Below are 23843 nucleotides of genomic sequence, written 5' to 3' on the forward strand. Positions count from 1 at the left end.
GCACCAGCGGGACAGATGAATGGACGTCCATCTGCCCCGCGGAACGGGGTGGCGTATTCGGGCTGCTTATTTGGTGGCCCCAAGTTTCTTGAGGGATGCCTTTGCACGCTCCGCAGTCTCCGGATCCTTGGCCGCCTGATTCAAGGCGGCGATCTGGGCAGACTTGTGGTTCAGGCCGCGCTCGCTTTCGGCGAGCACCAGATAGGCGATGCCCTGGTGTTTCACACCCTTGCTGATGGCCTGCTGGATCATGCTTTTGGCTTCAGCGTACTTGCTGTCGGTCAACTGCATATTGGCGATCTGCAGGGCGATCTCCCCATCCTTGGCCAGCGGGAGCGCTTTGTTGTACGCCTGCATGGCCTGGTTGGTATCTCCAGCCTCATACTCGGCTTTGCCAAGCAGCAGATAGGTGTCCGCTGTCGGCTGCACGATTCCCTTGCTTAGGCCTTCTGTGACCACGGCGGCGGCCTTGGTAGCATCCGGCTTGGGATCGTCGCTGGTCAGTGCCTGATTGAAATACAGCGACGCCAACAGCACGTAGTTCGCCTCACCCGTGAGCGCCCCCTTCGCGCGCGCAGCCTCCATCAGCTGTATCGCTTCGGGATATTTCTGCGCCTGCTGCAGCGCCTGGATGGCGGTTGTCAGCGTGGCGGGATCATCCGGATGTGCAGCCAGCTCCTGCTGGGCCATTTTCACAAGCTCATCGGTCTGCCCCGACTCGGTGTAGCTGGCCATGAGAATCTGGTTCCACTGCGGATCCGGCTTGTCCGTCAGCGACTCGGCTTTCTTGACCGCAGCGATCGCCTCCGGGTACTTCTGCAAACGGTAATCGGCATTGGCTTCCAGCGCATACGAATTCGCCCATTCACGCTTGCCCTGGGCTCGCCAGTTCTCGACGGTGTCGAGCACCAGCTGGTACTGCTCATCGGCGAGATAGAACTGCGCGAGTTCATACTCGAGCTGGAAATAGGTCTCGTTCGGCATCACCCCATTGTCCAGCGAACTCTTGAGCAGTGTGATCGCGCCCTTGGTGTCACCATCGTTGTACTTGATCGTGGCCAGGCCTTGCAGGGCAAGTGCCTGGACATACTTGCTCTTGCTGCCGTCAACCAGCGGTTGCAGAACCTGCTCGGCCTTGGCCTTGTCACCGGCGGCAACCGCATCCAGGCCCTCATTGAGCGCTTTCTGCTCTTTCGCGCTGGTCATGTCGAGTTTTGGCGCAACACGGGTCGCGTTGGGATACAGCACTTCCTGCTTGGACTTGGCCGCGTCTTTCGCCAGTGCCGGACTGCTTGCCAAGCCCAGCAGCAAGGCTGCACTCGCCAGCATCGTCAACCCACGGACATGCTTCATGGTGATCCTCATCATCGTTGTGCGCGTCGGCTCGACGCGGGGGATTGCGGAGCGTAACCCGAGCAGGCAAGCGATAACAAGTCGCACCGCCGCATCAAAGATTGTTAAAAATCAATTACTTGGCGACAAATTCTCGCATCCGGCACGCCTTTCTCCGTCATACAGTGTCGATTCCTCAGCCGACTGATGCGTGGTGGCCAGCAACACGCCTGCAGCGCAGGCATGCAGCTGTCGACGCTGGGCGGGCATATCAGATATCCAGATTCGCCACCTTCAGCGCGTTCGCCTCGATGAAGTCGCGACGCGGTTCGACCGCCTCGCCCATCAGCATGGAGAACATCTGGTCGGCCGCAAAAGCATCCTCGATGCCGACCTGCAGCATGCGCCGGGTTTCCGGGTTGACCGTGGTTTCCCACAGCTGCTCCGGATTCATTTCGCCCAGGCCCTTGAAGCGCTGGATGGTGCGGCCCTTCTTCGCCTCGTCGAGCAGCCAGCTGCGCACCTCGGCAAAACTGGTGACGCCGCGCGAGGCGTTGCCCCGGCGCACTACCGCCTCGGGGCGGATCAACCCGGCCAGTTGCTGGCTGGCGTTGAGGATCGGGCGGTACTCGGCGCCAGCGAAGAACGGCTGCGGCAACAGCAGCGTGTGGGTGAGGCCATGTTGGTCACGCACCACCTCGATCGCCGCTGGCTGTTCGTCGTGTGCCGGGCGCAGCGAAAGCTTGTAGCGTGGCTTGCCCAGCCCGCTGGCGGCCAGCCGCTGCGCAGCCCCATCCAGCCAACCCTGCATCGCGACGGGATCGGCCCACAACGCCGGGCTGATCGATATGTGTTCGATCAGGGCAGTGAGCACACTGGTGTCGAAACGATGGCCGAGCCGCTCGATCTGGTCCAGCGCGCTCTGGTAATCGCGCAGCAGTTTTTCGAGCGCCTCGCCGGTGATCGCCGGAGCATTCGGATCGGCGACCAGTTCCGTGTTGTCGACCGCATTGGAGATCAGGTAGGCGTTGAGCGCCGCGTCGTCCTTCAGGTACAGCTCCTGCTTGCCCTGCTTGAGCTTGTACAGCGGCGGCAGGCCGATGTAGATGTGGCCGCGTTCGATCAGCTCGGGCATCTGGCGGTAGAAGAAGGTCAAAAGCAAGGTACGGATGTGCGAGCCGTCGACGTCCGCATCGGTCATCAGGATGATGCGGTGATAACGCAGCTTGTCGGGGTTGTACTCGTCCTTGCCGATGCCGGTGCCGAGTGCGGTGATCAGGGTGCCGACCTCGGCCGAGGCCAGCATGCGGTCGAACCGCGCCTTCTCGACGTTGAGGATCTTGCCCTTAAGCGGCAGCACGGCCTGGGTCTTGCGGTTGCGGCCCTGCTTCGCGGAGCCGCCAGCGGAGTCACCCTCGACCAGGAACAGTTCGCACAGTGCCGGATCCTTTTCCTGGCAGTCGGCGAGCTTGCCCGGCAGGCCGGCGATGTCCAGTGCGCCCTTGCGCCGGGTCATCTCGCGCGCCTTGCGCGCGGCCTCGCGGGCGCGCGCGGCATCGACCACCTTGGAGGCGATCGCCTTGGCCTCGTTCGGATGCTCCAGCAGGAACTCGCCGAGCTTCTCGTTGACGACCTGCTCCACCACCGTCTTCACCTCGGACGAGACCAGCTTGTCCTTGGTCTGCGAGGAGAATTTCGGGTCAGGCACCTTGACCGACAGCACCGCGATCATGCCTTCGCGCATGTCGTCGCCGGACAGGGTGACCTTGGCGTTTTTGGCCAGTCCGGATTTCTCGATGTAGTTCTGCAGCGAGCGGGTCAGCGCGGTGCGGAAGCCGGTGAGATGGGTGCCGCCATCCCGCTGCGGGATGTTGTTGGTGAAACAGAACATCGTCTCCTGGTAGGAGTCGGTCCATTGCATCGCCAGCTCGACGGTGATGCCGTCCTGTTCGGCCGTCAGGCTGATCACGTTCGGGTGCAGCGCGGTCTTCAGCTGCGCCAGATGTTGCACGAACGAGCGGATGCCGCCCTCGTAGGCAAAGGTGTCCTGGCGCCCTTCGCCGCGCTCGTCCTTCAGCTCGATGGTGACGCCGGAGTTCAGGAAGGCCAGCTCGCGCAGGCGCTTGGCCAGGATGTCGTAGTGGAACTCGATATTGTTGGTGAACGTGGCCGGGCTGGGCAGGAAGCGCACCAGGGTGCCGCGTTTGCTCGACGGGCCGACCACCTTGAGCGGATAGAGCGGTTCGCCCAGCACGTATTCCTGCAGATGCTCGAAACCGTCGCGATAAATCGTGAGCCACAGATGGTCGCTCAGCGCATTCACCACCGATACGCCCACGCCGTGCAAGCCACCGGATACCTTGTAGGAGTTCGCGTCGAACTTGCCGCCGGCATGCAGCACCGTCATAACCACTTCGGCGGTGGAACGTCCTTCTTCCGGGTGTGTATCGACCGGGATGCCGCGACCGTTGTCGCTGACACTGACCGAGCCATCCTCGAGGATGGTGACGATCACCGTGTCGCAATAGCCAGCGAGCGCCTCGTCGATCGCATTGTCGACGACCTCGAACACCATGTGGTGCAGGCCCGTACCGTCATCGGTATCGCCGATGTACATGCCTGGGCGCTTGCGGACCGCCTCCAGACCCTTCAGTACCTTGATGTTGCTTGAGTCGTAGTGGGATTCGTCGAGGGAGTCGTTCATGCGTTGACCTTTTCCTGGCGCCAGCGACCCGCCCGACGCGGCGCCGTGAAAGGCCGGGCAAAGGGTTATGCAATCTTTGAGTGATGCAACCTTCCGATTATAGCAGGCGCGTCAGCTCACCCTGTTCCACGTGGAACACGCGCGAAGGCAACGCCTGCAGAGCCTGGGGGATCTCGGTGCCGGTCAGCAGTACCTGCGTGTTCGCCGCGCTCAATTGGGCCACCACGGCGGCCTGATGGGACTGATCGAGTTCGGAAGCCAGATCGTCCAGACATACGACCGGCCATTCGCCACGGCGCTGCGCATACAACTCGGCCTGAGCCAGCATGCAAGCCAGCGCGGTGAGTTTTTCTTGGCCGCGCGAGAGGTGCTCACGCAGCGGGGCTTGTTCAAACCCGATCGACCAATCGGCCCGATGAGCGCCGAGCGTGGTATGCCCCCGCGCCAGATCCCTGCCCCGCTGCTCACGCAGCTGCTGGGCCAGATCGAGATCCTCCGACCAGCCACGGCGATAACGCAAGTCCAGCTGGCCGAGCTCGGGCAGCAATCCGGCAATGCTGGCGATCAGCTTCGGGCGCAACATATCCAGGTAGGTGCGACGCTGCCGATCGATATGATGCGCGCATTGCGCCAATTCGGCTTCCCAAGGCGCGAACAGCCCATCCGCAAGTGCCGCTGTCGAGCGCAGCAGGCTATTGCGCTGTTTCAGCGCGCGCTGGTAACGGCGCCAACTGGACAGAAAATCCTGTTCCACGTGGAACACGCCCCAGTCGAGATAGCGGCGGCGCTCCTCGGCCGCGCCAGCGATCAGCGCATGCGATCCCGGTTCGAAACAAACCACGGCGCATTCGTGCACCAGTTGCCCGATCGTCACCCCCTCGCCGTCCACCTTGGCCTCCCAACGGACTCCGTCGCGGCCTAACCCCAACCGGCAGCTGCGTTCGTCGGCATGGCGAAGTTCGGCGAACACCGACAATTGTGGTGTCCCACGCTGCAGCAAGGCTTCGCGCGCCCCGCTGCGGAACGAGCGGGCATGCGACAGCAAAAAAACTGCTTCCAGTACGCTGGTCTTGCCGGCGCCGTTTGCACCCATGAACACATTGATGGTTGGATCCAAAGCGACGCTGACATCCGACAAGCAACGCAAGCCGCGGATACGCAGCTGTTCAAACCGCATTGCGGAGCACCCTCAAGCAAGGACGCCGGGGAGCCTCTCGGCATCCCCGGCGTCGCCTGATGTAACCGCAGCCGGTGGCAACCATGCCGTTGGGTGTCAGAGCCGCAGCGGCATGATGACGTGGCGGGCCTGCTCGTTGTCGTGTTCCTGTACCAGGCAGCTGGACTGCGCATCGCGCAGGCTGAGCCTGGCCTTGTCGCCACGCAGCGCAGCCAGGGCGTCGAGCAGGTAGCCGACGTTGAAGCCAACCGCCAGATCCGAGACATGGGTCTCGGCTTCGACTTCTTCGACGGCTTCTTCCTGCTCCGGGTTGTGCGCCACGATGCGCAGCTTGCCCGGAGACAGTTCCAACCGCACGCCGCGGTATTTCTCGTTGGAGAGAATCGCCGCACGCTGCAAGGCACCGCGCAATACCTCGCGGTCCAGCGTGGCATTCTTGTCCGCGCCCAGGGGAATCACTGCTTCGTAGTCCGGGAAACGACCATCGATCAGTTTGGAGGTAAAAACCACGTCGCCGCGGCGGACGCGCAGGTGGTTGCGACCGAATTCCAGTTCGACCTGACCGTCGCCGGTTTCCAGCAGGCCGATCAGCTCATTGACACCCTTGCGCGGAATGATGATTTGCCGGCGCGTCGTCACCGAACTCTGCAGTTCGGTCTGCTTCATCGCCAGACGGTGGCCATCGGTCGCCACGCAACGCAAGGTGTGTTCCTGCAGATCCAGCAACATGCCGTTGAGGTAATAGCGCACGTCCTGATTTGCCATCGCGAAGGCAGTGCGTTCCATCAGATCGCGCAGGGCTTCCTCGGGCAGGCTGACCTTTTCCACCAGTTCGATTTCATCGATGGTGGGAAATTCGCTGGCAGGGAGCGTGGTCAGCGTGAAGCGGCTGCGGCCGGCACTCAGCGCGACCCGATCGCCGTTGAGCTTCAACTCGATGCGTGCGCCATCGGGAAGTGCGCGCACGATGTCGAACAGCTTGCGCGCCGGGATGGTGATTTCGCCGTCGGCCAGTTTCTCGGCATCCGCCGTGGCGACCATTTCGACTTCGAGATCGGTGCCGGTCATCGAGAGCCGGTTATTGGCGACCTTGACCAACAGATTGGCAAGCACGGGCAGCGTCTGGCGGCGTTCGACGACGCCCACCACCTGTTGCAGTGGCTTGAGCAGCGCTTCTCGTTGGATGCTGAATTGCATGGCTTGGCTTCCCCTTCTCTGCTGTTCTGTCTTTTAAAAGAAGTTTAGTGGTTGTTGTAGGCGCTGTGGGTAACTTTTTTTCTTCACTATTTCTTTAAAAATCAGCGGCTTGAATAAAAATATGGCTGTGCCCGAAGCGGCGGTTTCACGGTGGGCTATATGTGGATAACTTCAGACATGAATCCATCCACCCATTATCCACAGCTTCGGCTCCCGGTTATCCATAAATTTTGCGTGGACACCCGGAAACCGGGTTTCATCAGCCGGTCAAGGTGCGAATCAGCTGCTCCCAGTCCTGGCGCATGCGGGGATCGGTCTCGACAAACTTGCGGATCGTCTTGCACGCGTGCATCACGGTGGTGTGGTCACGGCCGCCGAACGCCTCGCCGATCTCCGGCAGGCTGTGCTCGGTGAGTTCCTTCGACAGTGTCATCGCAATCTGGCGCGGCCGCGCCAGCGAACGCACGCGCCGCTTGGACAGCAGATCCTGCAGGCGCACGTTGAAATACTCGGCGGTGATCTTCTGGATGTTCGGGATAGTGATCGCCTGGGCATGCGTGGCGAGCAGGTCGCGCAGGGTTTCCTCGGCGAAATCGGTGGTGATCGGTTTGCCGTAGAAGTTCGCCCGCGCCGCCAGCGTGTTCAACGCACCCTCGAGGTCGCGTACGTTGGAGCGGATACGCTTGGCCAGCAGCATCGCCACGCTCTCGTCCACCGCGACGCCTTTTTCGTGTGCCTTGGCCAGCAGGATCGCCGCGCGCGTCTCGAAGTCCGGCGGCTCGATCGCCACCGACAGGCCCCAGCCCAGCCGCGACTTCAGCCGCGGCTCCAGCTTGTCCACTTCCTTCGGATAGCGGTCGCAGGTAAGGATGATCTGCTGCTTGGACTCGAACAGCGCGTTGAAGGTATGGAAGAACTCCTCCTGCGTGGTGTCCTTGCCGGCGAAGAACTGGATGTCGTCGATCAGCAGCGCGTCGACCGAACGGAAGCGCCGTTTGAACTCGTCCATGCTTTTCGTGCGCAGCGCCTCGATCATCGAGCCGACGAATTGCTCCGAGCGCAGGTACAACACCTTGCAGTGCGGGTTGTGCTCACGCATCAGGTTGCCGGCGGCGTGCATCAGATGGGTCTTGCCCAGGCCGGTGCCGCCGTAGAGCAACAGCGGGTTGTAGGCGCGGCCTGGATTCGTCGCCACCTGGATCGCGGCGGCCTTGCCCAGCTGGTTCGACTTGCCCTCGACGAAGGTTTCGAAGGTGTAGTGCGGATCCAGATTGTGGGTGAAAGCGGGGGCTGCCGGCTGGTCCGGCTTGGCCCGCGGCGGCGCGACCGGCTTGGCCGCCGACCCGGGGCGGGCCGAGCTGGAGCCCACCTCAAGCCGCACCGGCCAGGACTGCCCGGTCAGATGCAGCAGCACGGTCTCGATCTGCGCCAGGTAGCGCTCGCGTACGGTATCCAGGGTGTAGGAATTCGGCGCAAACAGCTGCAGACCGTCGGCCTCGTCACGCGCCTGCAAGGGCATCAGCCAGGTATGCAGGTCTTCGGCGCTCAAATCGCCTTCGAGACGCTCAAGGCAGCGCCGCCACAGATCACTCATGGATAAAATCAACCACTTAGCTTGGCGCTTGCGCGCGGGGAATGGGCTAGTCTAGCAGCAGCATCCCCATGGTCAGCGCGAGATATCCACATGAGTATCCACAGGCCGATGTCAAGCAGCATTTGACAGAGGTGTCGGATACCCGACATACTTTCCAACCTTTTTATCCATATTCCCTTCGGAGTAAGCCATGAAGCGGACCTACCAGCCCAGCAAGCTCAAGCGTGCCCGCACCCACGGTTTCCGTGCCCGTATGGCCACGGCCGATGGTCGCAAGATCCTGAACGCACGTCGTGCCAAGGGTCGCAAGCGCCTGATCCCGTAAGCGGAGCACCGGCCATGGTTACCGCCGGGTTGCCGCGCGAGGCGCGGTTACGTCGGCCCGGTGACTTTGCCGCCTTGCGGACAAGCAGCGGACGCGCAGGCGGCCGCTGTTTTCATTTGCGTTATCGCGACAACGAACTGGGCCATGCCCGGCTCGGTCTGGCGATTTCCAAGCGCGTTTCCAAGCGTGCGGTGGAACGCAACCGCATCAAGCGGTTGCTGCGCGAATCGTTCCGGCGCATCCGTCACCAGTTGCCGGCGATCGACATGATGCTGATGGCGCGTGAGCAGGCGGCCGGCGTACCGGGTCCGCAGCTGCTGAGCGAACTCGACGGGCTGTGGAAAAAGCTGCTGGCGAACCGGCCCGAGTCACCCAACCATTGAAGCGGGCGGACACCGCCGCCACAATCGTGCGTTGACCTTCTCCTTTTGCCCTCCGCGGCGTTCGACAGTCGTGGCGTTACCCGGATCTGCTACGCGATGAATCAAACGCGCACCTTCCTCTTGTTCGCCCTCATGGCCGTGGCCTATTTCCTGGTCATGGCCTGGGAGAAGGACTACGCACCGCCACCACCGGCCGCCACGATCGCCAGCGCATCCTCCAACGCGGTTGCCGATGGCAGTGTGCCGGGCGCCATCCCGTCGGTCACGACGGCATCCGGCAGCACCGCCGCGATCGGCAACGCCGGCACCGACACCAGCGAAGCCGCGTCGCAACTGATCACCGTCAGCACCGATGTGCTGCGACTGACCGTGGACACCCGCGGCGGCAGCGTGGTGCATGCGGATCTGCTGGCTTATCCGAATGCGCCGCGCACGCACAAGGAGCCGAATCCGGCGCCGACCGTGCTGCTGGACAACGAGCCGGCACATTACTTCGTGGCGCAGAACGGTCTGGTCAGCAGCAGCGATACCGCGCCGCAGGATCAGCCCAGCCACCAGGCCGTCTTCCAGAGCGCAAAGACCTCGTACACCCTGGCGGATGGCCAGGACGAGCTGAAGGTCGATCTGACCTGGCAGGATGCCGCCGGCCTCAAGGTCACCAAGACCTACAGCTTCAAGCGCGGCAGCTATGTGATCGGCCTGAGCCAACGCATCGACAACGGCACCGACAAGCCGTGGCAGGGCAATGCCTACCAGCAGCTGCTGCGGGTCGAGCCGCCGAAGACGGGCAACTGGCTGACGAATGTTTCCAACCCGGAAATCCGCAGCTTCCAGGGCGCCGCCTGGTACACCGGCGAGAAGTTCGAGAAGCTGCCGTTCAAGGACTTCCATGAGCCGAAAGACCGGCTCGACAGCCAGATCAAGGGCGGCTGGGCGGCGATGCTGCGACTGTACTTCTTCGCCGCGTGGATCCCGTCTGCCGACCAGACCGATCATTACGTCACCGAGACGATCAACCCGGACAGCGCGCAGCCGCGCTACCTGATCCGTGCGGTCGGCCCATCCTTCAGCGTGGCGCCGGGACAGAGCGCCAGCAGCGACGCGCGCCTGTACCTCGGTCCCAACCTGCAGGGCACGCTCGATGCGATCGCGCCGGGGCTGGACCTGACCATCGACTATGGCATGTTCAAGCTGATCGCGGTGCCGATGCACGGCGTGCTGTCGTTCTTGCACGGCCTGGCCAAGAACTGGGGCGTGGCGATCATCCTGCTGGTGCTGCTGATCAAGGGCGTCACCTGGAAGCTGACGGCGATGCAGTACCGCTCCGCCGCCCGCATGCGCAAGCTGCAGCCGCGCGTGCAGGCGCTCAAGGAGCGCTACGGCGACGACAAGCAGAAGATGCAGCAGGCGATGATGGAGCTGTACAAGAAGGAGAAGGTCAACCCGATGGGCGGCTGCCTGCCGGTGCTGATCACCATGCCGGTGTTCTACGGCCTGTTCTACGTACTCGAGTACAGCCTCGAATTGCGCCACGCGCCGTTCCTGTGGCTGGCCGACTTGAGTGCGCCTGATCCGTACTACATCCTGCCCGTGATCTACGCGCTGGTGATGCTGGGCACGCAATGGCTGAACCCGGCCGCGGCGGGCATGGACCCGGCCCAGGCCAAGATGATGAAGGTCATGCCGTTGCTGTTCACCGTGATGTTCGCGTTCTTCCCCGCCGGCCTGTGCCTGTACTACGCGGTCAACGGCATCGTCGGCCTCGGCCAGCAGTGGTGGGTCACCCATCACGTCGATCGCGAGGAAGCCGCCAAGGCGTCCTGAAGCTTTCGCGTGTCCTGGCAACACCTCATCAGCCGCGCACGGGTCACCGGCGCGGCTGACTTCGTTTAGAGTCATCCCCATCATGTCCGACCACACCGCCGAGACGATAGCCGCGATTGCCAGTGCGCCCGGCGCGGCTGGTGTCGGCGTGGTGCGTGTGTCCGGCCCGCTGGTGCCGGCGATCGCGCAGACCCTGCTTGGTCGCGCGCCGCAGCCACGCCACGCACACTTCGCTGCGATTCGTGAAGCCGGCGGTGCGCTGATCGATCGTGGCCTGCTGCTGCACTTCCCTGCCCCCGCCTCGTACACCGGCGAACACGTGCTGGAACTGCAAGGCCACGGCAGCGCCGTGCTGCTCGACCTGCTGCTGCGTCGCGTGTGCGAGCTCGGTGCGCGATTGGCGCGGCCGGGCGAATTCACCGAACGCGCGTTCCTCAATGGCAAGCTCGACCTGGCTCAGGCCGAAGCCGTTGCCGACCTGATTGCCGCTCGCTCGCAGGCTGGTGCGCGCGCTGCATTGCAGTCGATGGAAGGCGTGTTCTCGCGCAAGGTCGAGGTACTGCTGCAGGCGCTGATCGCGTTGCGCGTGCATATCGAGGCGGCGATCGATTTTCCCGAAGAGGAAATCGACTTCCTCGCCGACCCGGCGATCACCCGCCAGCTCGAAGCGCTGCGCGCCGAACTGGCCGGGCTGCTGCGCGAAGCGCAACGCGGCCTGCGCCTCAACGACGGCTTGCGCGTGGCGATCATCGGCCGTCCCAACGCTGGCAAATCCAGTCTGCTCAACGCGCTGGCCGGCAACGATCGCGCGATCGTCACGCCGATCGCCGGTACCACCCGCGACGTGCTGCGCGAAAGCCTCAGCCTCGACGGCATCGCGCTGGAACTGGCCGACACCGCCGGCCTGCGTGAGACCGACGACGAGGTCGAACGCGAAGGCGTGCGCCGCGCGCATGGCGAACTGCAGCGCGCCGATGTGGCCGTGCTGGTCACCGACGCCGAACACGCCATGGCTGATCTGGCATTGCTGGCGGACGTGTCAGTCGGTGTCGAGCGGTTGGTACTGATCAACAAGATCGATCGGGATCATGCGAGTCCACATGACGAATTGCGTGATGGCACGCTATGGCTGTGGGCTTCGGCGAAAACCGGCGCAGGCCTTGATGCACTGCGCGAACACCTCAAGCGACTGGCCGGCGCCGGCAGCGGCGAGGGCGCGTTCAGCGCACGCCGCCGCCACGTGCAGGCGCTCGAACAGGTACAAGCGCATCTCGAGCACGCCGCCGGCGTGCTGGCGCACACCCGAGCCGGCGAACTCGCTGCCGAGGAATTGCGTCACGCGCAGCATGCACTCGGCGAAATCACCGGCAGCTACAGCAGCGATGACCTGCTCGGGGCGATCTTCGGTTCGTTCTGCATCGGCAAGTGACTAGTTGCTACGGGCGAGCAGGTCTTCCACTTCGTGCAGCTGCGGCATGCCGCCCTGTGCGCCGAGCTTGCCGACCGACAGTGCGGCGGCGGCGCAGGCCTTGCGCACGGCTGCAGCCAAGCCTTCGCGCAGGAACACCGCCAGCGCGGCGTTGAACGTATCGCCGGCGCCGGTGCTGTCGACGACGTCGACCTGGAAACCGGATTGATGGCTTGGTTCCCCCTGTTCGCGATACCACGCACCTTCGGCGCCGCGGGTGAGCACGACGGGGCATGGCGCTTGTCGCATCAGCGCACGGAAGTCTTCGGTGGAATCGGCGCCAAGCAGGATGGCGAGCTCGTGCTGGTTCGGCGTGACGTAGCGGGCGAGTTTGAGCCAGTTGGTGGGCAGCTTCTGCGCGGGGGCCGGGTTCAGGATCACCGGTACCTCAAGTCGATGGCCGAGGCGCAAGGTGGCTTCCACGGTTTCCAGCGGAATCTCCATCTGCACCAGCACGGCATCGGCACGGGCGATCAGGTCCTGCGCGCGTTCGACTTGCGTCGGCGTGACGCGCGCGTTCGCGGCGGGCACCACGATGATCTGGTTTTCGCCCTCGGCGACAGTGATCGAGGCGGTGCCGCTGGCGCAATCGCCGAGTTCGATGGTGTGGGAGAGGTCGATGTTCTCGGCGGCCAGGCCCTGGCGCAGTTGCCTGCCGAAGGCGTCGTCGCCAGTCGCGCCGACGAGTGCCACCGTGGCGCCCAGCCGCGCCGCCGCCACCGCCTGGTTCGCGCCTTTGCCGCCGGGCACGGTGAGGAAGCGTTCGCCGAGGATGGTTTCGCCGGGGCCGACAAAGCGCGCCGCCTGGGTCACCAGGTCCATGTTGATGCTGCCGACGACAACGATACGGGTCATGACATCCCTGGTCGATCAATCGAGAAAGGATTGAGCATAAGCGATTGCGTCGCACAGTAAAGACGAAGGACCGGCAACGAGCCGGTCCTTCGATGGGCTGAGTGCAAGGTCGCTTTACTGTTTGTCGGAGTCGTCGTCGCTCGAATTCTTCTTGTCCTGACGGCGCTGCATGGCCTGCTGCTGCATCTGCTGGTATTGCTGCTTCTGGCTGTCGGTGAGTACGGCCTGCAGCTGGGTGTTGCTGTCCTGCATGATCGAACGCATCTTGGCGCGACGATCGCGTGGCGCCAGCGTGTTGTCCGCGCGCAACTGCTGCATCTGCTGCTGCCGGTTCTGCAGGATCGGCTCGATCCTGGCGGCTTGATCGGGGGTGAGTTGAAGCTTGCGGCTGAGGCGTGCGATCTGGCGCTGCGGATCGGGTGCCTGGTGTGTGGGCTTGCTTGCCGCTGAATCGGCGGAGGTGTCTTGGAATGGCCGTGCCATGACGGCGCCGGTGCCGGCGATGCCCAGGACGAAGCCGAGCAGGACAAGGCGAAGAACAGGTTTCATCGCGAGATCTCCAGAATGGATGGGCAACAGGGCACGGAACGCGAGACACGTCACAAGCGTTGACCGAGGTCTCTCGATTTCATTGCCTGGCCTTGCGATGGGCGGCCCATATCGAGCTGAAGAGCCAATCAGCGCTTGAAACATGAAGGGTCGCCCCGATCCCTTGTGCATTGCCACCGATGGCGAGGAGACAGCAATGATCGAACTGCATTACTGGCCAACACCGAACGGCCACAAGATCACGATGTTCCTCGAGGAAGCCGGCCTGCCGTATGAGATCAGGCCGGTGAACATCGGCAAGGGCGAGCAGTTCAGGCCGGAGTTCCTGCGGATCTCGCCGAACAACCGGATGCCGGCGATCGTCGACCATGCACCGGCCGATGGCGGCGCGCCCATCAGTGTGTTCGAGTCAGGCGCGATCCTGCAGTATCTGGCGGAGAAGAGTGGCCGCTTTCTGCCAACCGATCCGCGCGGCCGCACTGCCGTGATGGAGTGGCTGTTCTGGCAGGTGGGCGGGCTGGGTCCGATGCTGGGACAGAACCATCACTTCAACCGCTACGCACCGGAGAAGATTCCATACGCGATCGATCGCTATGTCAACGAAACCCACCGCCTGTATGGCGTACTGGACAGACGTCTGGATGGCCAAACGTATATTGCCGGGACGGAGTACACGATTGCCGACATGGCGGCCTACCCGTGGATCGTGCCGCATCAGGCGCAGGGCATGACGCTGGAAGAATTTCCGCACCTTATGCGGTGGTTCGAATTGGTCCGCGCACGAGCCGCGACGGAACGCGCGTATGCGCTCGGTGAAACGATCAAGGAGCAGACCGACCTGCGCACGGATGAAGAGGCGCGCAAGGTCCTGTTCGGGCAAAGATAGCGCCGGCTCTACGCCGGCGCTGCGCCGCGCTCAGTGCGCGCGGCCGATCCCGGAGTCATCGCCCTGTTCGAGCAGGGCCGGTGCCGGTCCTGCCACTGCCAGCAGCGACTGCGCGTAGCTGTCCTCGATGCTGACGGTGGAGACCTCGTCCCAGCTGAAGAACGAAGCCTCACGCATCCACTCCGCGTCGGGGCTGAGTTCCTGCATGTAGAAACCATCGTCGTCGACACTGACCAGCCGGCCGATGTAGCAGACCTCGGCTTCGTCCTCGCTGTCCACGTGCACGCCGATCACCGGTGCCTGCGCACCGGCGGCCTGGATCACCTCGCGGATGTTGTCCAGCGGGAATCCGCGTGGCGGGCGCGGCAGGATGTGCTTCAGCGCCAGCGCCTTCTCGAAGAACACGTGGTGCTTGTCCGGCGACTCCAGCTCGGAAATGTCGCGATGGCGCATCACGTACATGCCGTCGTAGGTGATGCCGTCGCCGACCACCCACAGCAGGAAGAACTCGCGCCCGACACCGCCCACGTAGCCGCAGAAACTGCCGTGCTCGAGGTCCTCGCGCCACAACCGCACCAGCGTCTGCTTCTGCTGCGCTTCGCGCAGCTGGGCGCGCTGGCCGGTGTTTTTCAATTCGATGATGTTGGTCACGGCGCCATTTTAACAGATCGGTCCGACGGGCTTGTTTACAGGATGTAGCGTTACAGGATGTAGCGGCTGAGGTCTTCGTTCTGAACCAGGCTGCCAAGACTTTTGTCTACATGTTCGGCGTCGATCAAGTAATTTTCGCCGTATTTGTCAGCTGCTTCGTAGGAGATTTTCTCGAGCAGGCGCTCCATCACGGTATGCAGCCGGCGTGCGCCGATGTTCTCGGTGCGCTCGTTCACCTGGAACGCCACCTCGGCCAGCCGGTCGATGCCCGAATCGGTGAACTCGATCGTCACGCCTTCGGTGCCGAGCAAGGCCACGTACTGCTTGGTCAGCGCGTTGTGCGGCTCGCGCAGGATCCGCTTGAAGTCGTCGACCGACAGTGCGGACAACTCGACGCGGATCGGAAGCCGGCCCTGCAACTCCGGAATCAGGTCCGACGGCTTGGCCAGCGAGAACGCGCCGGAGGCGATGAACAGCATGTGGTCGGTCTTGATCGGGCCGTACTTGGTCGACACGGTGGAGCCTTCCACCAGCGGCAGCAAGTCGCGCTGCACGCCTTCGCGGCTGACGCCGGCGTGGCCGTGGTCGCCGCGCTGGGCGACCTTGTCGATCTCGTCGATGAACACGATACCGTTCTGCTCGGCCGCCTCCATCGCCTGCGCACGGATTTCCTCGTCGTTGAGCAGCTTGCCCGCTTCCTCATCGATCAGCAGCGGGCGCGCCAGCTTGATCGCCAGTTTGCGCTGCTGGGTCTTGGCGCCGCCGATGTTCTGGAACATCTGGCGCAACTGCGCGCCCATCTCCTCCATGCCGGGCGGCGACATGATCTCCACGCCCACGTTCATGGCGAAATCCAGCTCGATCTCGCGTTCGTCCAGCGCGCCTTCGCACAGCTGCTTGCGCAGCTTCTGGCGGGTATCGCTGTCGATCGCCGGGGTGGCGGCATCGTGGCTCCAGTCGGTCGCCGTCTGCCGGCGCGGCAGCAGGGCGTCGAGGATGCGGTCCTCGGCGCGATCCTCGGCCTGGGTGCGCACGCGCTTGATCGCGTGTTCGCGGGTCAACTTGTAGGCCACATCGGCGAGGTCGCGGATGATCGATTCCACGTCCTTGCCGACGTAACCGACCTCGGTGAACTTGGTCGCCTCGACTTTCACGAACGGCGCGTTTGCCAGCGTGGCGAGGCGGCGTGCGATTTCGGTCTTGCCGACGCCGGTCGGGCCGATCATCAGGATGTTCTTCGGCGTGATCTCGTTGCGCATTTCCGGCGGCAGCTGCATGCGCCGCCAGCGGCTGCGCAGCGCCACCGCCACGGCACGCTTGGCGTCGTGCTGGCCGATGATGTAGCGGTCGAGTTCGTTGACGATTTCGCGGGGAGTGAGTTCGCTCATGGATACACCGGAAAGGTAGGTTTTCTTCGTCATCCCGGCGAAAGCCGGGACCCAGTGCCTGTAACGGCAACGACGCTGGATCCCGGCTTTCGCCGGGATGACGCTGAGGAGGTCCGTCGTGTGATGCGTCTACAGCTCTTCGATCGACACGTTGTGATTGGTGTAGATGCAGATGTCGCCGGCGATCTTCAACGCCTTTTCGACAATGGTGCGCGCATCCAGTTCGGTATTTTCCAGCAGGGCCAGCGCGGCCGACTGCGCGAACGGGCCGCCGGAACCGATCGCGATCAGGCCGTGCTCGGGTTCCACCACGTCGCCATTGCCGGAGATCAGCAGCGAGGTTTCCTTGTCGGCTACCGCCAGCATCGCCTCGAGCCGGCCGAAACGGCGATCGGTGCGCCATTCCTTGGCCATTTCCACCGCCGCGCGGGTGAGGTTGTTGTTGTGCTTTTCGAGCTTCTGCTCGAACAGCTCGAACAGGGTGAACGCATCGGCGGTGGCGCCGGCAAAACCGGCCACCACGTCGCCGCTCTTGCCGAGGCGGCGTACCTTGCGCGCGTTGCCCTTCATCACCGTATTGCCGAGCGTGACCTGGCCGTCGCTGCCGATCACGACGCGACCTTCGCGGCGCACGCAGACGATGGTGGTGGCGTGGAAGGATTCCATAAGAACTCCGCAGACAGTGGATTCCGCTGAGGTGGGGCCGTGCCGGTGTGAATCCAAGCGGCGGGCGCGACGGCGGCTCAGCGACGGTTCCACAGCAGCACGGCGGCCGCGGCAAAGGTGCACCACACCAGTAGCGCGCAGGCGAGTGCCGGCAACAGGCGCATGCGATCGACCAGCCAGTACAGCGCCAGCAGATAAGCCACATACGGCACCACGGCCCACAGACCGAACACGATGGTGGCCTTCAGCTCGGCGTGGCCGCGTTCGCTGCCCACGATGTAGTGCGCCATCAGCGCGAAGGTGGGAAACAGCGGCAACAGGCCGGCGATGTAGTAGTTGCGGGTGCGTGCCAGCAGGCCGATCAGCAACACCATCAGCGCGCCAATCAGCGATTTGATGAGCAGGCTCATGCGCGATCCGGTCCGTTGGCGCTCACTTGCGCCGCGCGCGCGGATGCGCGGCGTCGTAGACCTTGGCCAGATGCTGGAAATCCAGGTGGGTGTAGATCTGCGTGGTGGCGATGTCGGCATGACCGAGCAGTTCCTGCACCGCGCGCAGGTCGCCGGAGGATTCCAGCATGTGGCTGGCGAAGGTATGTCGCAGCAGATGCGGATGGATGTGTTTCGGGATGCCCTGCTGCAGCGCCAGCTTGTTCATGCGCAGCTGCACCGTGCGCGGGTTGATCGGCGCGCCGCGGCGGCCGCGGAAGACCGCATCGTCCGCCGGCATGCTGCCCTGCTCCGCACCGAGTGCGCGCAGGGCGGCGACGGCGTGGCGGCCGACCGGCACGATGCGGGTCTTGCTGCCCTTGCCGAGCACGCGCACTTCGCCATCGTCCAGCCTGAGGTCCGCCCAGCGCAGGCCGACCAGTTCGGACAGGCGCAGGCCGCTGGAGTAGAACAACTCCAGCATCGCGCGGTCGCGCACCGCCAGTTTGCCGCCACTGTCGGTCTCCACCAGCGCACCGGCTTCGTCCACGTCGAGTACCTGCGGCAGCTTGCGGCGCACCTTCGGGCCACGCACGCCGAGCAGCGGATCGCTGGCGAGCAGGCCTTCGCGGCTGAGCTGGCGGAACAGGCTGCGGCAGGACGAGAGCAGGCGCTGCAGGCTCTTCGGCGCCAGGCCATCATCCTTGCCGGGTTTGCCGCGATGTTCGCTGGCCACGAAGCTGCGCATCCGGTTCGGGTCGAGCGCATCGAACGAAGCCAGCTGTTGCGCCTGCATGAAACGCAGCAGCTTGGCCAGGTCGCGGCGGTAACCGTCGACGGTGTGTGGCGAAGCCTGTCGCTCGCCGGCGAGACGGGCGAGCCAGTGCTCGACCTGTTGCTCAGGCGTCATCGCGGCTCAGGAGACGTCCCGCGCGCGCGCCAGGGCGGCGGTGATGGTGGCGGCGATCATCTTGAGGAACAGCGTGCCCATGCCGGGCTGGAAGCGGTCCGGGCTGTGGCTGCCGATCGCCAGGATGCCGGCGTCGCCCAGCCGCATCATCGCGACCGAGCGGATCTGCCCGGCATCGGCACCGAACAGCCGGCCGAGCTTTTCGTTGGACAGGCGCCCGGAGACGGGTTCGTTGTGCTGCAGGAAGTCGGCGAACTCCGGCAGCGCGCTGGCGCCGCCGGCCACCTGTTGCAGCCAGTCGGCCCGCGGCAGTTGCGGCTCGTCGCCGAACAGCAACAGGCTTACCTGTTCGGTGTGAAAATCCGCGCTGAGCTTGGCCATCACCGTGCGTGCAGTCACCTCCAGCGTGTTGGCGCGCATCAGGGCCACGGTCAGCGCGTGCACGCGTTCCATCAGTTTCTCGTTTTCGGCGGCGATCTCGATCAGCTCGGCCAGGCGGCGTTCCAGTTCGGCGTTCTTGTCGCGCAGGCTTTGCAGCTGGTACACCGCCAGCGAGGACACCGCGCCCTGTTCGCGCGGCATCGTCAGCTTGGCCGCCAGGTCGGGGTACTCGCTGAGGAATTCAGGGTGACGCTTCAGGTAGGCGGCGACCACGCGAGCCTGGGTGGCGTCATCGAGCAGGGTTGCGGTCATGCGCGAATGTCCTCGAACCGGTGCGGAGCATGCTGGAAAGGCGTGCCGTCCGGCTGGAGTGTGCGATGGACGCGGGCGCGCTTCAACCGGTGCGTCAGGCCCTGAGGGCGGCAACCGTCCATTCGCCCTCGAAGGCGAAGGCGGCCGGGCCGGTCATCCACAGGGTGTGGCCAGGGCCGGTCCAGTCGATCCGCAAGGTGCCGCCGGGCAGTTCCACCCGGACCCGGTCATCGACTTCGCCGCGTTGATGCAGCACCGCCATCGCCGCACAGGCGCCGGTGCCGCAGGCCAGCGTCCAGCCGGCGCCGCGCTCGTGCACGCGCAGGCGCAGGCGGCCGCGATCGACGCGCTGCACGAAACCGGCGTTGGCACCCTGCCCGAAGCGGCTATGGCCGGACAGCAGCGGGCCAAGTTGCAACAGCTCGGGCGCGTCCAGGTCGGGCACGGTCACCACCACGTGCGGATTGCCCATCGACACCGCGCCGACCTCCAGCGTGTGATCGCCGGTCTCTATCGTGTAGCGTTCGGCAGTCGCGGCCGCCGTCAGCGGGATGCGGGCCGCCTCGAACACCGGCTCGCCCATGTCGACGGTGACTTCGTGGGGCCCGAGCAGGCGCACCGTCACCGGGCCGGACGGACTCTCGATCATGACGCTGCTGTCGAGCGCCAGCGCACCGGCACGATGCAGCCACGCCGCCACGCAGCGCACGCCGTTGCCGCACTGGCCCGAAGGCGAACCGTCGGCGTTCCAGATGCCGTAATAAAAAGCACAGGACGGATCGCGTGCCGGCTCCACGCTCAGCAGCTGGTCGAAACCCACGCCGGTATGCCGGTCGGCCAGCGCACGGATCTGCGCGGTATCCAGCGGGAAATCACGCTGCCGGCAATCCAGCACGACAAAGTCGTTGCCGATGCCATGCATTTTCGAGAAATGCAGTTGCATGGTGTGGGCCGGTTCAGTACTGGTCGTTGTCTTGGTCTTGTGTTTCCACACTCGACGCCGGGGCCGGTGCGCGCGGTTTCGCCGTACTCGATGCCGACGCCGGCTTGGTCGGCGGCAACACCAGCGGGCCTTTCTGGCCGCAGCCGGCAAGCAGGGCGACAACAAGGCAGAGCGGCGGCAGCAAGAGGGATCGGCGCATGGCAGGGCTTCCTGTGGACGGTCGCAGTATAGCGAGGCCCGCTGAACCAGCCGCAGTGCCAGGCCATCGCCGTTATGATGCACGGCAGCGCGCACGCCGAGGCGACGAGGAGAGCAACGATGGAGTGGAGCACGCTGCTGCGCATGCCGATGACGGTGCTGCTGGTGCTGGCGGCGGTCTTCCTGCTGGTGACGCTGGCGCAGCTGGTGGTGCTGCGTCGGCACCTGCACGACGGCCGACGGCTGGCGGCCGGCTGGCGTGCCTTGCTGTGCCTGCTCTGTCTCGGACTCACCCTGCTGCTGGCCGGCACCGGTATCGCATTGCGTGGTTACCGCTTGCTGGCCGAGGAAACGCCGGTGGTCGATATCGATGCCCGCATCCTGTCGCCGCAGCGCTGGGCGCTCACCCTGAGCTGGCCCGACGGCAGCACGCGGCAGGTGCAGTTGTCCGGCGACGACTGGCGCGTCGAGGCGGTGGTGCTGAAGTGGAAACTGCCCGCGCTGCTGGCCGGGTTGCCGCCGCTGTACCGGCTCGACCGGCTGTCCGGTCGCTATGACGACCCCGCGCAGGAGGCGAGTGCACCGCGCACCGTGATCAGCCTGGGCGAGGCTGGCGCCTTCGATCTGCTCGATCTGAAGAAGCAATATCCGCAGTGGCTGCCCGAAGTCGACACGCTCTACGGCAGCGGTGCGTTCCTGCCGCTGGTCGATCAGGGCCACTACAGCATCAGCCTGATGCGCACCGGCGCCCTGGTGGCGCGACCGGATGATGCCACCGCGCAGCGGATCGGTTCGCCACTCGGCGGCTGAAGAGCGCACAAGGCCGGATCCGGGGGCGACGCCCAACTGCGGATAAATCGCAGGATCTTGAGCTGCTGCGCACATGCATCGCACTGCTAGATTTGCGCCGCAACCTGCCGGCTGGCAGGCATGCCGAAGTGGATCCCGCGCTGCCCGACCAGGCGCGGGATCGATACGGGTTCATCCAGCCATACCCCTGTCAGGAGAGAAACTCATGAAGCGCACCTCGTCTTTCGCACTGATCGCTGGTCTCGCTCTCGTCACCAGCTCGGTGCTCGCCGCTCCGCCCGTGCGCGATGTCAGCGCCAAGCGCCATCCGAACATCGCCGCGGCGCAGCGGTTGACCGACCAGGCGTTCAAGCGCATCTCGGATGCGCAGCAGGCCAACGAGTGGGACATGGACGGTCACGCGGCGAAGGCCAAGGACCTGCTCGACCAGGCCAGCCGTGAACTCAAGCAGGCAGCTGAGGCGGCGAATCACCACTGAGCATCGAGGTCGTCCCGCACGGTTCCGCCCCGGTCGGGCGGGATCGTGCGCCTCACCGATCCGAGCGGTTGCCGGTGGGGTCCGTTGTCGCGGCCGCCGTGCCTGATGCCGCAGGCGCTGGTGGATGCTCGGCGCGGTAACCGCCGCCGAGTGCCTGGATCAGCTGCACCGAAATATCCATCTGCTGGCTGTCCAGCGCAGCCATGCGTTGCTCCGCCGCCAGCAGCTGCTGGCGGGCGACCAACGTTTCCAGCGAGCTGCCCAGGCCGCCCTTGTAGAGCCTCAGCGCATCGCTCCAGGCCTGCTGCGCGTCTTGCTGCGCGCGGCGCTCGGCGGCGATCTGGGTGCGTATCGACTTGAGTGCGGCGTAGTCGTCGGACACGTCGTTGACCGCGCGCACCAGGGTCGCGTTGTATTGCGCCACCAGCCCGTCGTAGCTCGCGTCGCTGGCCGCGAGGTGGGCCCGCCGCCGACCGCCGTCGAAGATCGGCAGGCTCAGCGCCGGGGTGATGCCGTAGGTACGCGAGGACAGCTCGAACAGGTTGCTGCTGTCGCCCACCGCCACCAGGCCGGCCATTGCGCTGATGCTGATGTTCGGCAGGAATTCGGTCTTCGCCGACTTGATCTCCTTGCCCGCCGCCTCGACGCGCCAGCGCGCGGCGACCAGATCGGCGCGACGGCCGATCAGCTCCAGCGGCAGGTTGTCCGGCAGTACGAGATCGGCCGGCTTCAACACGTGCGGCCGTGCAATCCGCAAGCCACGGTCAGGCCCCTGGCCGAGCAGCACCGACAGGCTGCTGCGTACGGCATCGATGGCGCGTTCGACCTGGGCCTTCTGCTGCTGTGCGCTGGCCACCGCGAAATCGGCCTGGTGCAGCTGCTGTGGCGTGCCCAGCCCGGCGGCGACGTAACGGCGGGCCAGTTCGAGCACCTTGCCGGTACGCTGCAGCTCGGCGTCGGCGACGTCCTGCTGGGCGAACGCGTAGCCGAGCTGGATATACGCGCGTGCCACGTTCACCGACAGCTGGATGCGTGCCGCGTGCGCATCGATCTCGGCGGCACGGCTGCGACCCAGTGCAGCCTCCCATGCGGCGCGTTTGCCGCCCCACGGATCCAGCCCCCAGGAAAAATCGAGCGTGGCCGACTTGGCCCAGGCGAACGTGCCGAGGTCTTCCACCGGATAGCTGTAGTCCTTGCTCGACAGCCGGACACCGGGCGCGGCCGCGTCCAGGGCCACCTGCGGGCCACGGGCCGCGTTGGCACCCTGTACCTGGGCCTGTGCCAACCTGGCCGCCGCATCAGCAGCGGCCAGGCCGGGATTGTTCTTCAGCGCTTCGTCGATCAGCGCCGACAGCTGCGGATCGCCCAGGCCAACCCACCAGTCCTGCGTCGGCCATGCCGCCGGGGTGAGCTTCACGTCAGCGAGGCTGCGCTCGATGGCGAGGTTCTGCGAATCGGTCAGCCGGCCTTCGGGGTGCAGCCCGCGACTGGTCGTACAGCCGGCGAGCGCCAGGGTCAGCGCGGTGGCAAGGGTCAGGATACGCATGGACATCGGGAAATCTCAAAAGCCAGGACGATTGGAGTCACCGCTGCTCGCGGTGTCGCGACGTCCCCTTATCCCCTCGATCGCGGCGACATGATAAACCCGCACCGCCCGTTGCGCTGCGACAGGCCGGGCCGACGCAGCCGGGCGACTCAATCCAGCGTTTTCTCGTAGCGCCAGGCATGCGTGCCGTCCTGGTAGTAATGCGGGTAATGGCCGATGTGCCGGTAGCCGTGCCGTTCGTACAGGCGCACCGCGCTAGCGTTGTCGTCACGTACCTCCAGTCGCACCGCATGGCAACGACGCTGTCGGGCGGCCGCTTCCACGGCATCCAACAGTGCGGTACCGACCCCCTTGCCGCGCGCTTCCGGTTTGCTGGCGATCGAGTACAGCCGTGCCACCCGGCTGCCCTTGCGGAAGAACACCACGGCGGTCCCGAGGAAGTTGCGGTGATTCGCACTGGCCACCAGCACCAGCGCGGAGTCGCTGTCCAGATGGCGGCGGTATTGCGTGCGGCTCAACCGGTCGCTGTCGAACGTTCCTTCCTCCAGCGCCACCAGGTCATCGAGATCGGACGATTCGGCGCGGCGCACACGCACGCTGGCACTGGCGGGGGATGCATGCATGCTTATGGTTGTCTTCCGGTGAGGGTGCAGCAGCGGGTGGGAGGATCGGCTGCGCGGACTCTAGCAGGCGAGGTCCGCGGACGCGTGTTTTCCCGGTCCGATCCGGTCGTGCGGGATGCCGTTTATTCATGCTTCAGGGCTTTCCCTTGTGCCGCGCCTTCCCTGTGCCAAACTGCGCGACTTGCGTGTCCCGCCGCGCCATTCGCAGGGCATTA

At 64.8% G+C, this 23843-nt stretch carries 25 protein-coding genes; 8 read left to right on the top strand and 17 right to left on the bottom strand.

Annotated elements, in window-relative coordinates:
• Positions 1-66: 66 nt before the first annotated feature.
• Positions 67-1329 (bottom strand): tetratricopeptide repeat protein, encoded by a 1263-nt coding sequence (locus B0E46_RS12615; RefSeq protein WP_077556143.1) that lies wholly within the window; start codon positions 1327-1329, stop codon positions 67-69.
• Between the two features lie 22 nt (positions 1330-1351).
• Here B0E46_RS12615 and B0E46_RS17390 point away from each other — a divergent pair, with 22 nt between their 5' ends.
• Entirely contained in the window at positions 1352-1540 is a 189-nt protein-coding gene (locus B0E46_RS17390; RefSeq protein WP_139350532.1) for a hypothetical protein, read from the top strand.
• A gap of 63 nt (positions 1541-1603) precedes the next feature.
• Here B0E46_RS17390 and gyrB read toward each other — a convergent pair whose 3' ends face one another.
• The 4 genes from gyrB to dnaA all read right to left on the bottom strand — a co-directional run bounded on the left by gyrB (position 1604) and on the right by dnaA (position 8004).
• Entirely contained in the window at positions 1604-4036 is a 2433-nt protein-coding gene (gene gyrB, locus B0E46_RS12620; protein ID WP_077556144.1) for a DNA topoisomerase (ATP-hydrolyzing) subunit B, read from the bottom strand.
• Positions 4037-4133: 97 nt separating this feature from the next.
• Positions 4134-5213, bottom strand: coding sequence for a DNA replication/repair protein RecF (gene recF / locus B0E46_RS12625; RefSeq protein ID WP_077556145.1), 1080 nt, complete (start codon positions 5211-5213; stop codon positions 4134-4136).
• A 96-nt stretch (positions 5214-5309) separates the two neighbouring features.
• A complete protein-coding gene (dnaN, locus tag B0E46_RS12630) occupies positions 5310-6410 on the bottom strand; it encodes a DNA polymerase III subunit beta (RefSeq protein WP_077556146.1) in 1101 nt (366 codons plus the stop codon).
• A gap of 259 nt (positions 6411-6669) precedes the next feature.
• Complete coding sequence (dnaA, locus tag B0E46_RS12635; protein WP_077556147.1) at positions 6670-8004, bottom strand: chromosomal replication initiator protein DnaA; 1335 nt, start codon at positions 8002-8004, stop codon at positions 6670-6672.
• Between the two features lie 190 nt (positions 8005-8194).
• Between dnaA and rpmH the strand changes: the two genes are divergently transcribed.
• From rpmH to mnmE, 4 genes are all read left to right on the top strand, one after another.
• On the top strand, positions 8195-8329 hold the full coding sequence (gene rpmH / locus B0E46_RS12640; RefSeq protein ID WP_045828244.1) for a 50S ribosomal protein L34: 135 nt from the start codon (positions 8195-8197) through the stop codon (positions 8327-8329).
• Positions 8330-8343: 14 nt separating this feature from the next.
• The gene (gene rnpA / locus B0E46_RS12645) at positions 8344-8712 is read left to right on the top strand and encodes a ribonuclease P protein component (protein ID WP_139350533.1); all 369 of its coding nucleotides are present in this window, start codon (positions 8344-8346) and stop codon (positions 8710-8712) included.
• A 96-nt stretch (positions 8713-8808) separates the two neighbouring features.
• Complete coding sequence (gene yidC, locus B0E46_RS12650) at positions 8809-10536, top strand: membrane protein insertase YidC (RefSeq protein ID WP_077556148.1); 1728 nt, start codon at positions 8809-8811, stop codon at positions 10534-10536.
• 82 nt (positions 10537-10618) lie between these two features.
• Positions 10619-11965 carry a tRNA uridine-5-carboxymethylaminomethyl(34) synthesis GTPase MnmE gene (gene mnmE / locus B0E46_RS12655; RefSeq protein ID WP_077556149.1) on the top strand — a complete coding sequence of 449 codons (1347 nt, stop codon included), beginning with the start codon at positions 10619-10621 and terminating at the stop codon, positions 11963-11965.
• Here mnmE and rbsK read toward each other — a convergent pair whose 3' ends face one another.
• Together rbsK and B0E46_RS12665 are read right to left on the bottom strand one after the other, a co-directional pair.
• Entirely contained in the window at positions 11966-12859 is an 894-nt protein-coding gene (gene rbsK, locus B0E46_RS12660) for a ribokinase (RefSeq protein ID WP_077556150.1), read from the bottom strand.
• 114 nt (positions 12860-12973) lie between these two features.
• On the bottom strand, positions 12974-13408 hold the full coding sequence (locus tag B0E46_RS12665; protein ID WP_077556151.1) for a hypothetical protein: 435 nt from the start codon (positions 13406-13408) through the stop codon (positions 12974-12976).
• Between the two features lie 196 nt (positions 13409-13604).
• Between B0E46_RS12665 and B0E46_RS12670 the strand changes: the two genes are divergently transcribed.
• Entirely contained in the window at positions 13605-14294 is a 690-nt protein-coding gene (locus tag B0E46_RS12670) for a glutathione binding-like protein (protein ID WP_077556152.1), read from the top strand.
• A gap of 30 nt (positions 14295-14324) precedes the next feature.
• On the opposite strand, the gene B0E46_RS12675 is transcribed toward B0E46_RS12670, so the two are convergent.
• The 8 genes from B0E46_RS12675 to B0E46_RS12710 all read right to left on the bottom strand — a co-directional run bounded on the left by B0E46_RS12675 (position 14325) and on the right by B0E46_RS12710 (position 20172).
• On the bottom strand, positions 14325-14945 hold the full coding sequence (locus B0E46_RS12675; protein WP_077556153.1) for a hypothetical protein: 621 nt from the start codon (positions 14943-14945) through the stop codon (positions 14325-14327).
• 50 nt (positions 14946-14995) lie between these two features.
• A complete protein-coding gene (gene hslU, locus B0E46_RS12680; RefSeq protein WP_077556154.1) occupies positions 14996-16333 on the bottom strand; it encodes an ATP-dependent protease ATPase subunit HslU in 1338 nt (445 codons plus the stop codon).
• A 129-nt stretch (positions 16334-16462) separates the two neighbouring features.
• The gene (gene hslV, locus B0E46_RS12685) at positions 16463-16999 is read right to left on the bottom strand and encodes an ATP-dependent protease subunit HslV (RefSeq protein ID WP_077556155.1); all 537 of its coding nucleotides are present in this window, start codon (positions 16997-16999) and stop codon (positions 16463-16465) included.
• Positions 17000-17076: 77 nt separating this feature from the next.
• A complete protein-coding gene (locus tag B0E46_RS12690; RefSeq protein ID WP_077556156.1) occupies positions 17077-17409 on the bottom strand; it encodes a GlpM family protein in 333 nt (110 codons plus the stop codon).
• 22 nt (positions 17410-17431) lie between these two features.
• Positions 17432-18337: a tyrosine recombinase XerC gene (gene xerC, locus B0E46_RS12695; protein ID WP_077556157.1), complete on the bottom strand. Its 906-nt coding sequence runs from the start codon at positions 18335-18337 to the stop codon at positions 17432-17434.
• A gap of 6 nt (positions 18338-18343) precedes the next feature.
• Entirely contained in the window at positions 18344-19030 is a 687-nt protein-coding gene (locus tag B0E46_RS12700) for a DUF484 family protein (protein WP_077556158.1), read from the bottom strand.
• A 94-nt stretch (positions 19031-19124) separates the two neighbouring features.
• Entirely contained in the window at positions 19125-19973 is an 849-nt protein-coding gene (dapF, locus tag B0E46_RS12705) for a diaminopimelate epimerase (protein ID WP_077556159.1), read from the bottom strand.
• Between the two features lie 13 nt (positions 19974-19986).
• Positions 19987-20172: a lipoprotein gene (locus B0E46_RS12710; RefSeq protein ID WP_077556160.1), complete on the bottom strand. Its 186-nt coding sequence runs from the start codon at positions 20170-20172 to the stop codon at positions 19987-19989.
• A gap of 119 nt (positions 20173-20291) precedes the next feature.
• Here B0E46_RS12710 and B0E46_RS12715 point away from each other — a divergent pair, with 119 nt between their 5' ends.
• Positions 20292-20981 carry a hypothetical protein gene (locus B0E46_RS12715; RefSeq protein ID WP_077556198.1) on the top strand — a complete coding sequence of 230 codons (690 nt, stop codon included), beginning with the start codon at positions 20292-20294 and terminating at the stop codon, positions 20979-20981.
• Positions 20982-21186: 205 nt separating this feature from the next.
• Entirely contained in the window at positions 21187-21459 is a 273-nt protein-coding gene (locus B0E46_RS12720) for a hypothetical protein (RefSeq protein ID WP_077556161.1), read from the top strand.
• 52 nt (positions 21460-21511) lie between these two features.
• On the opposite strand, the gene B0E46_RS12725 is transcribed toward B0E46_RS12720, so the two are convergent.
• Both B0E46_RS12725 and B0E46_RS12730 read right to left on the bottom strand, forming a co-directional pair.
• The gene (locus B0E46_RS12725; RefSeq protein WP_077556162.1) at positions 21512-23011 is read right to left on the bottom strand and encodes an efflux transporter outer membrane subunit; all 1500 of its coding nucleotides are present in this window, start codon (positions 23009-23011) and stop codon (positions 21512-21514) included.
• Positions 23012-23154: 143 nt separating this feature from the next.
• Complete coding sequence (locus tag B0E46_RS12730; protein WP_077556163.1) at positions 23155-23628, bottom strand: N-acetyltransferase; 474 nt, start codon at positions 23626-23628, stop codon at positions 23155-23157.
• Positions 23629-23843 lie beyond the last annotated feature (215 nt).

Origin of the sequence: Rhodanobacter sp. B04, assembly GCF_002001125.1 — a bacterium.
Lineage (GTDB): Bacteria > Pseudomonadota > Gammaproteobacteria > Xanthomonadales > Rhodanobacteraceae > Rhodanobacter.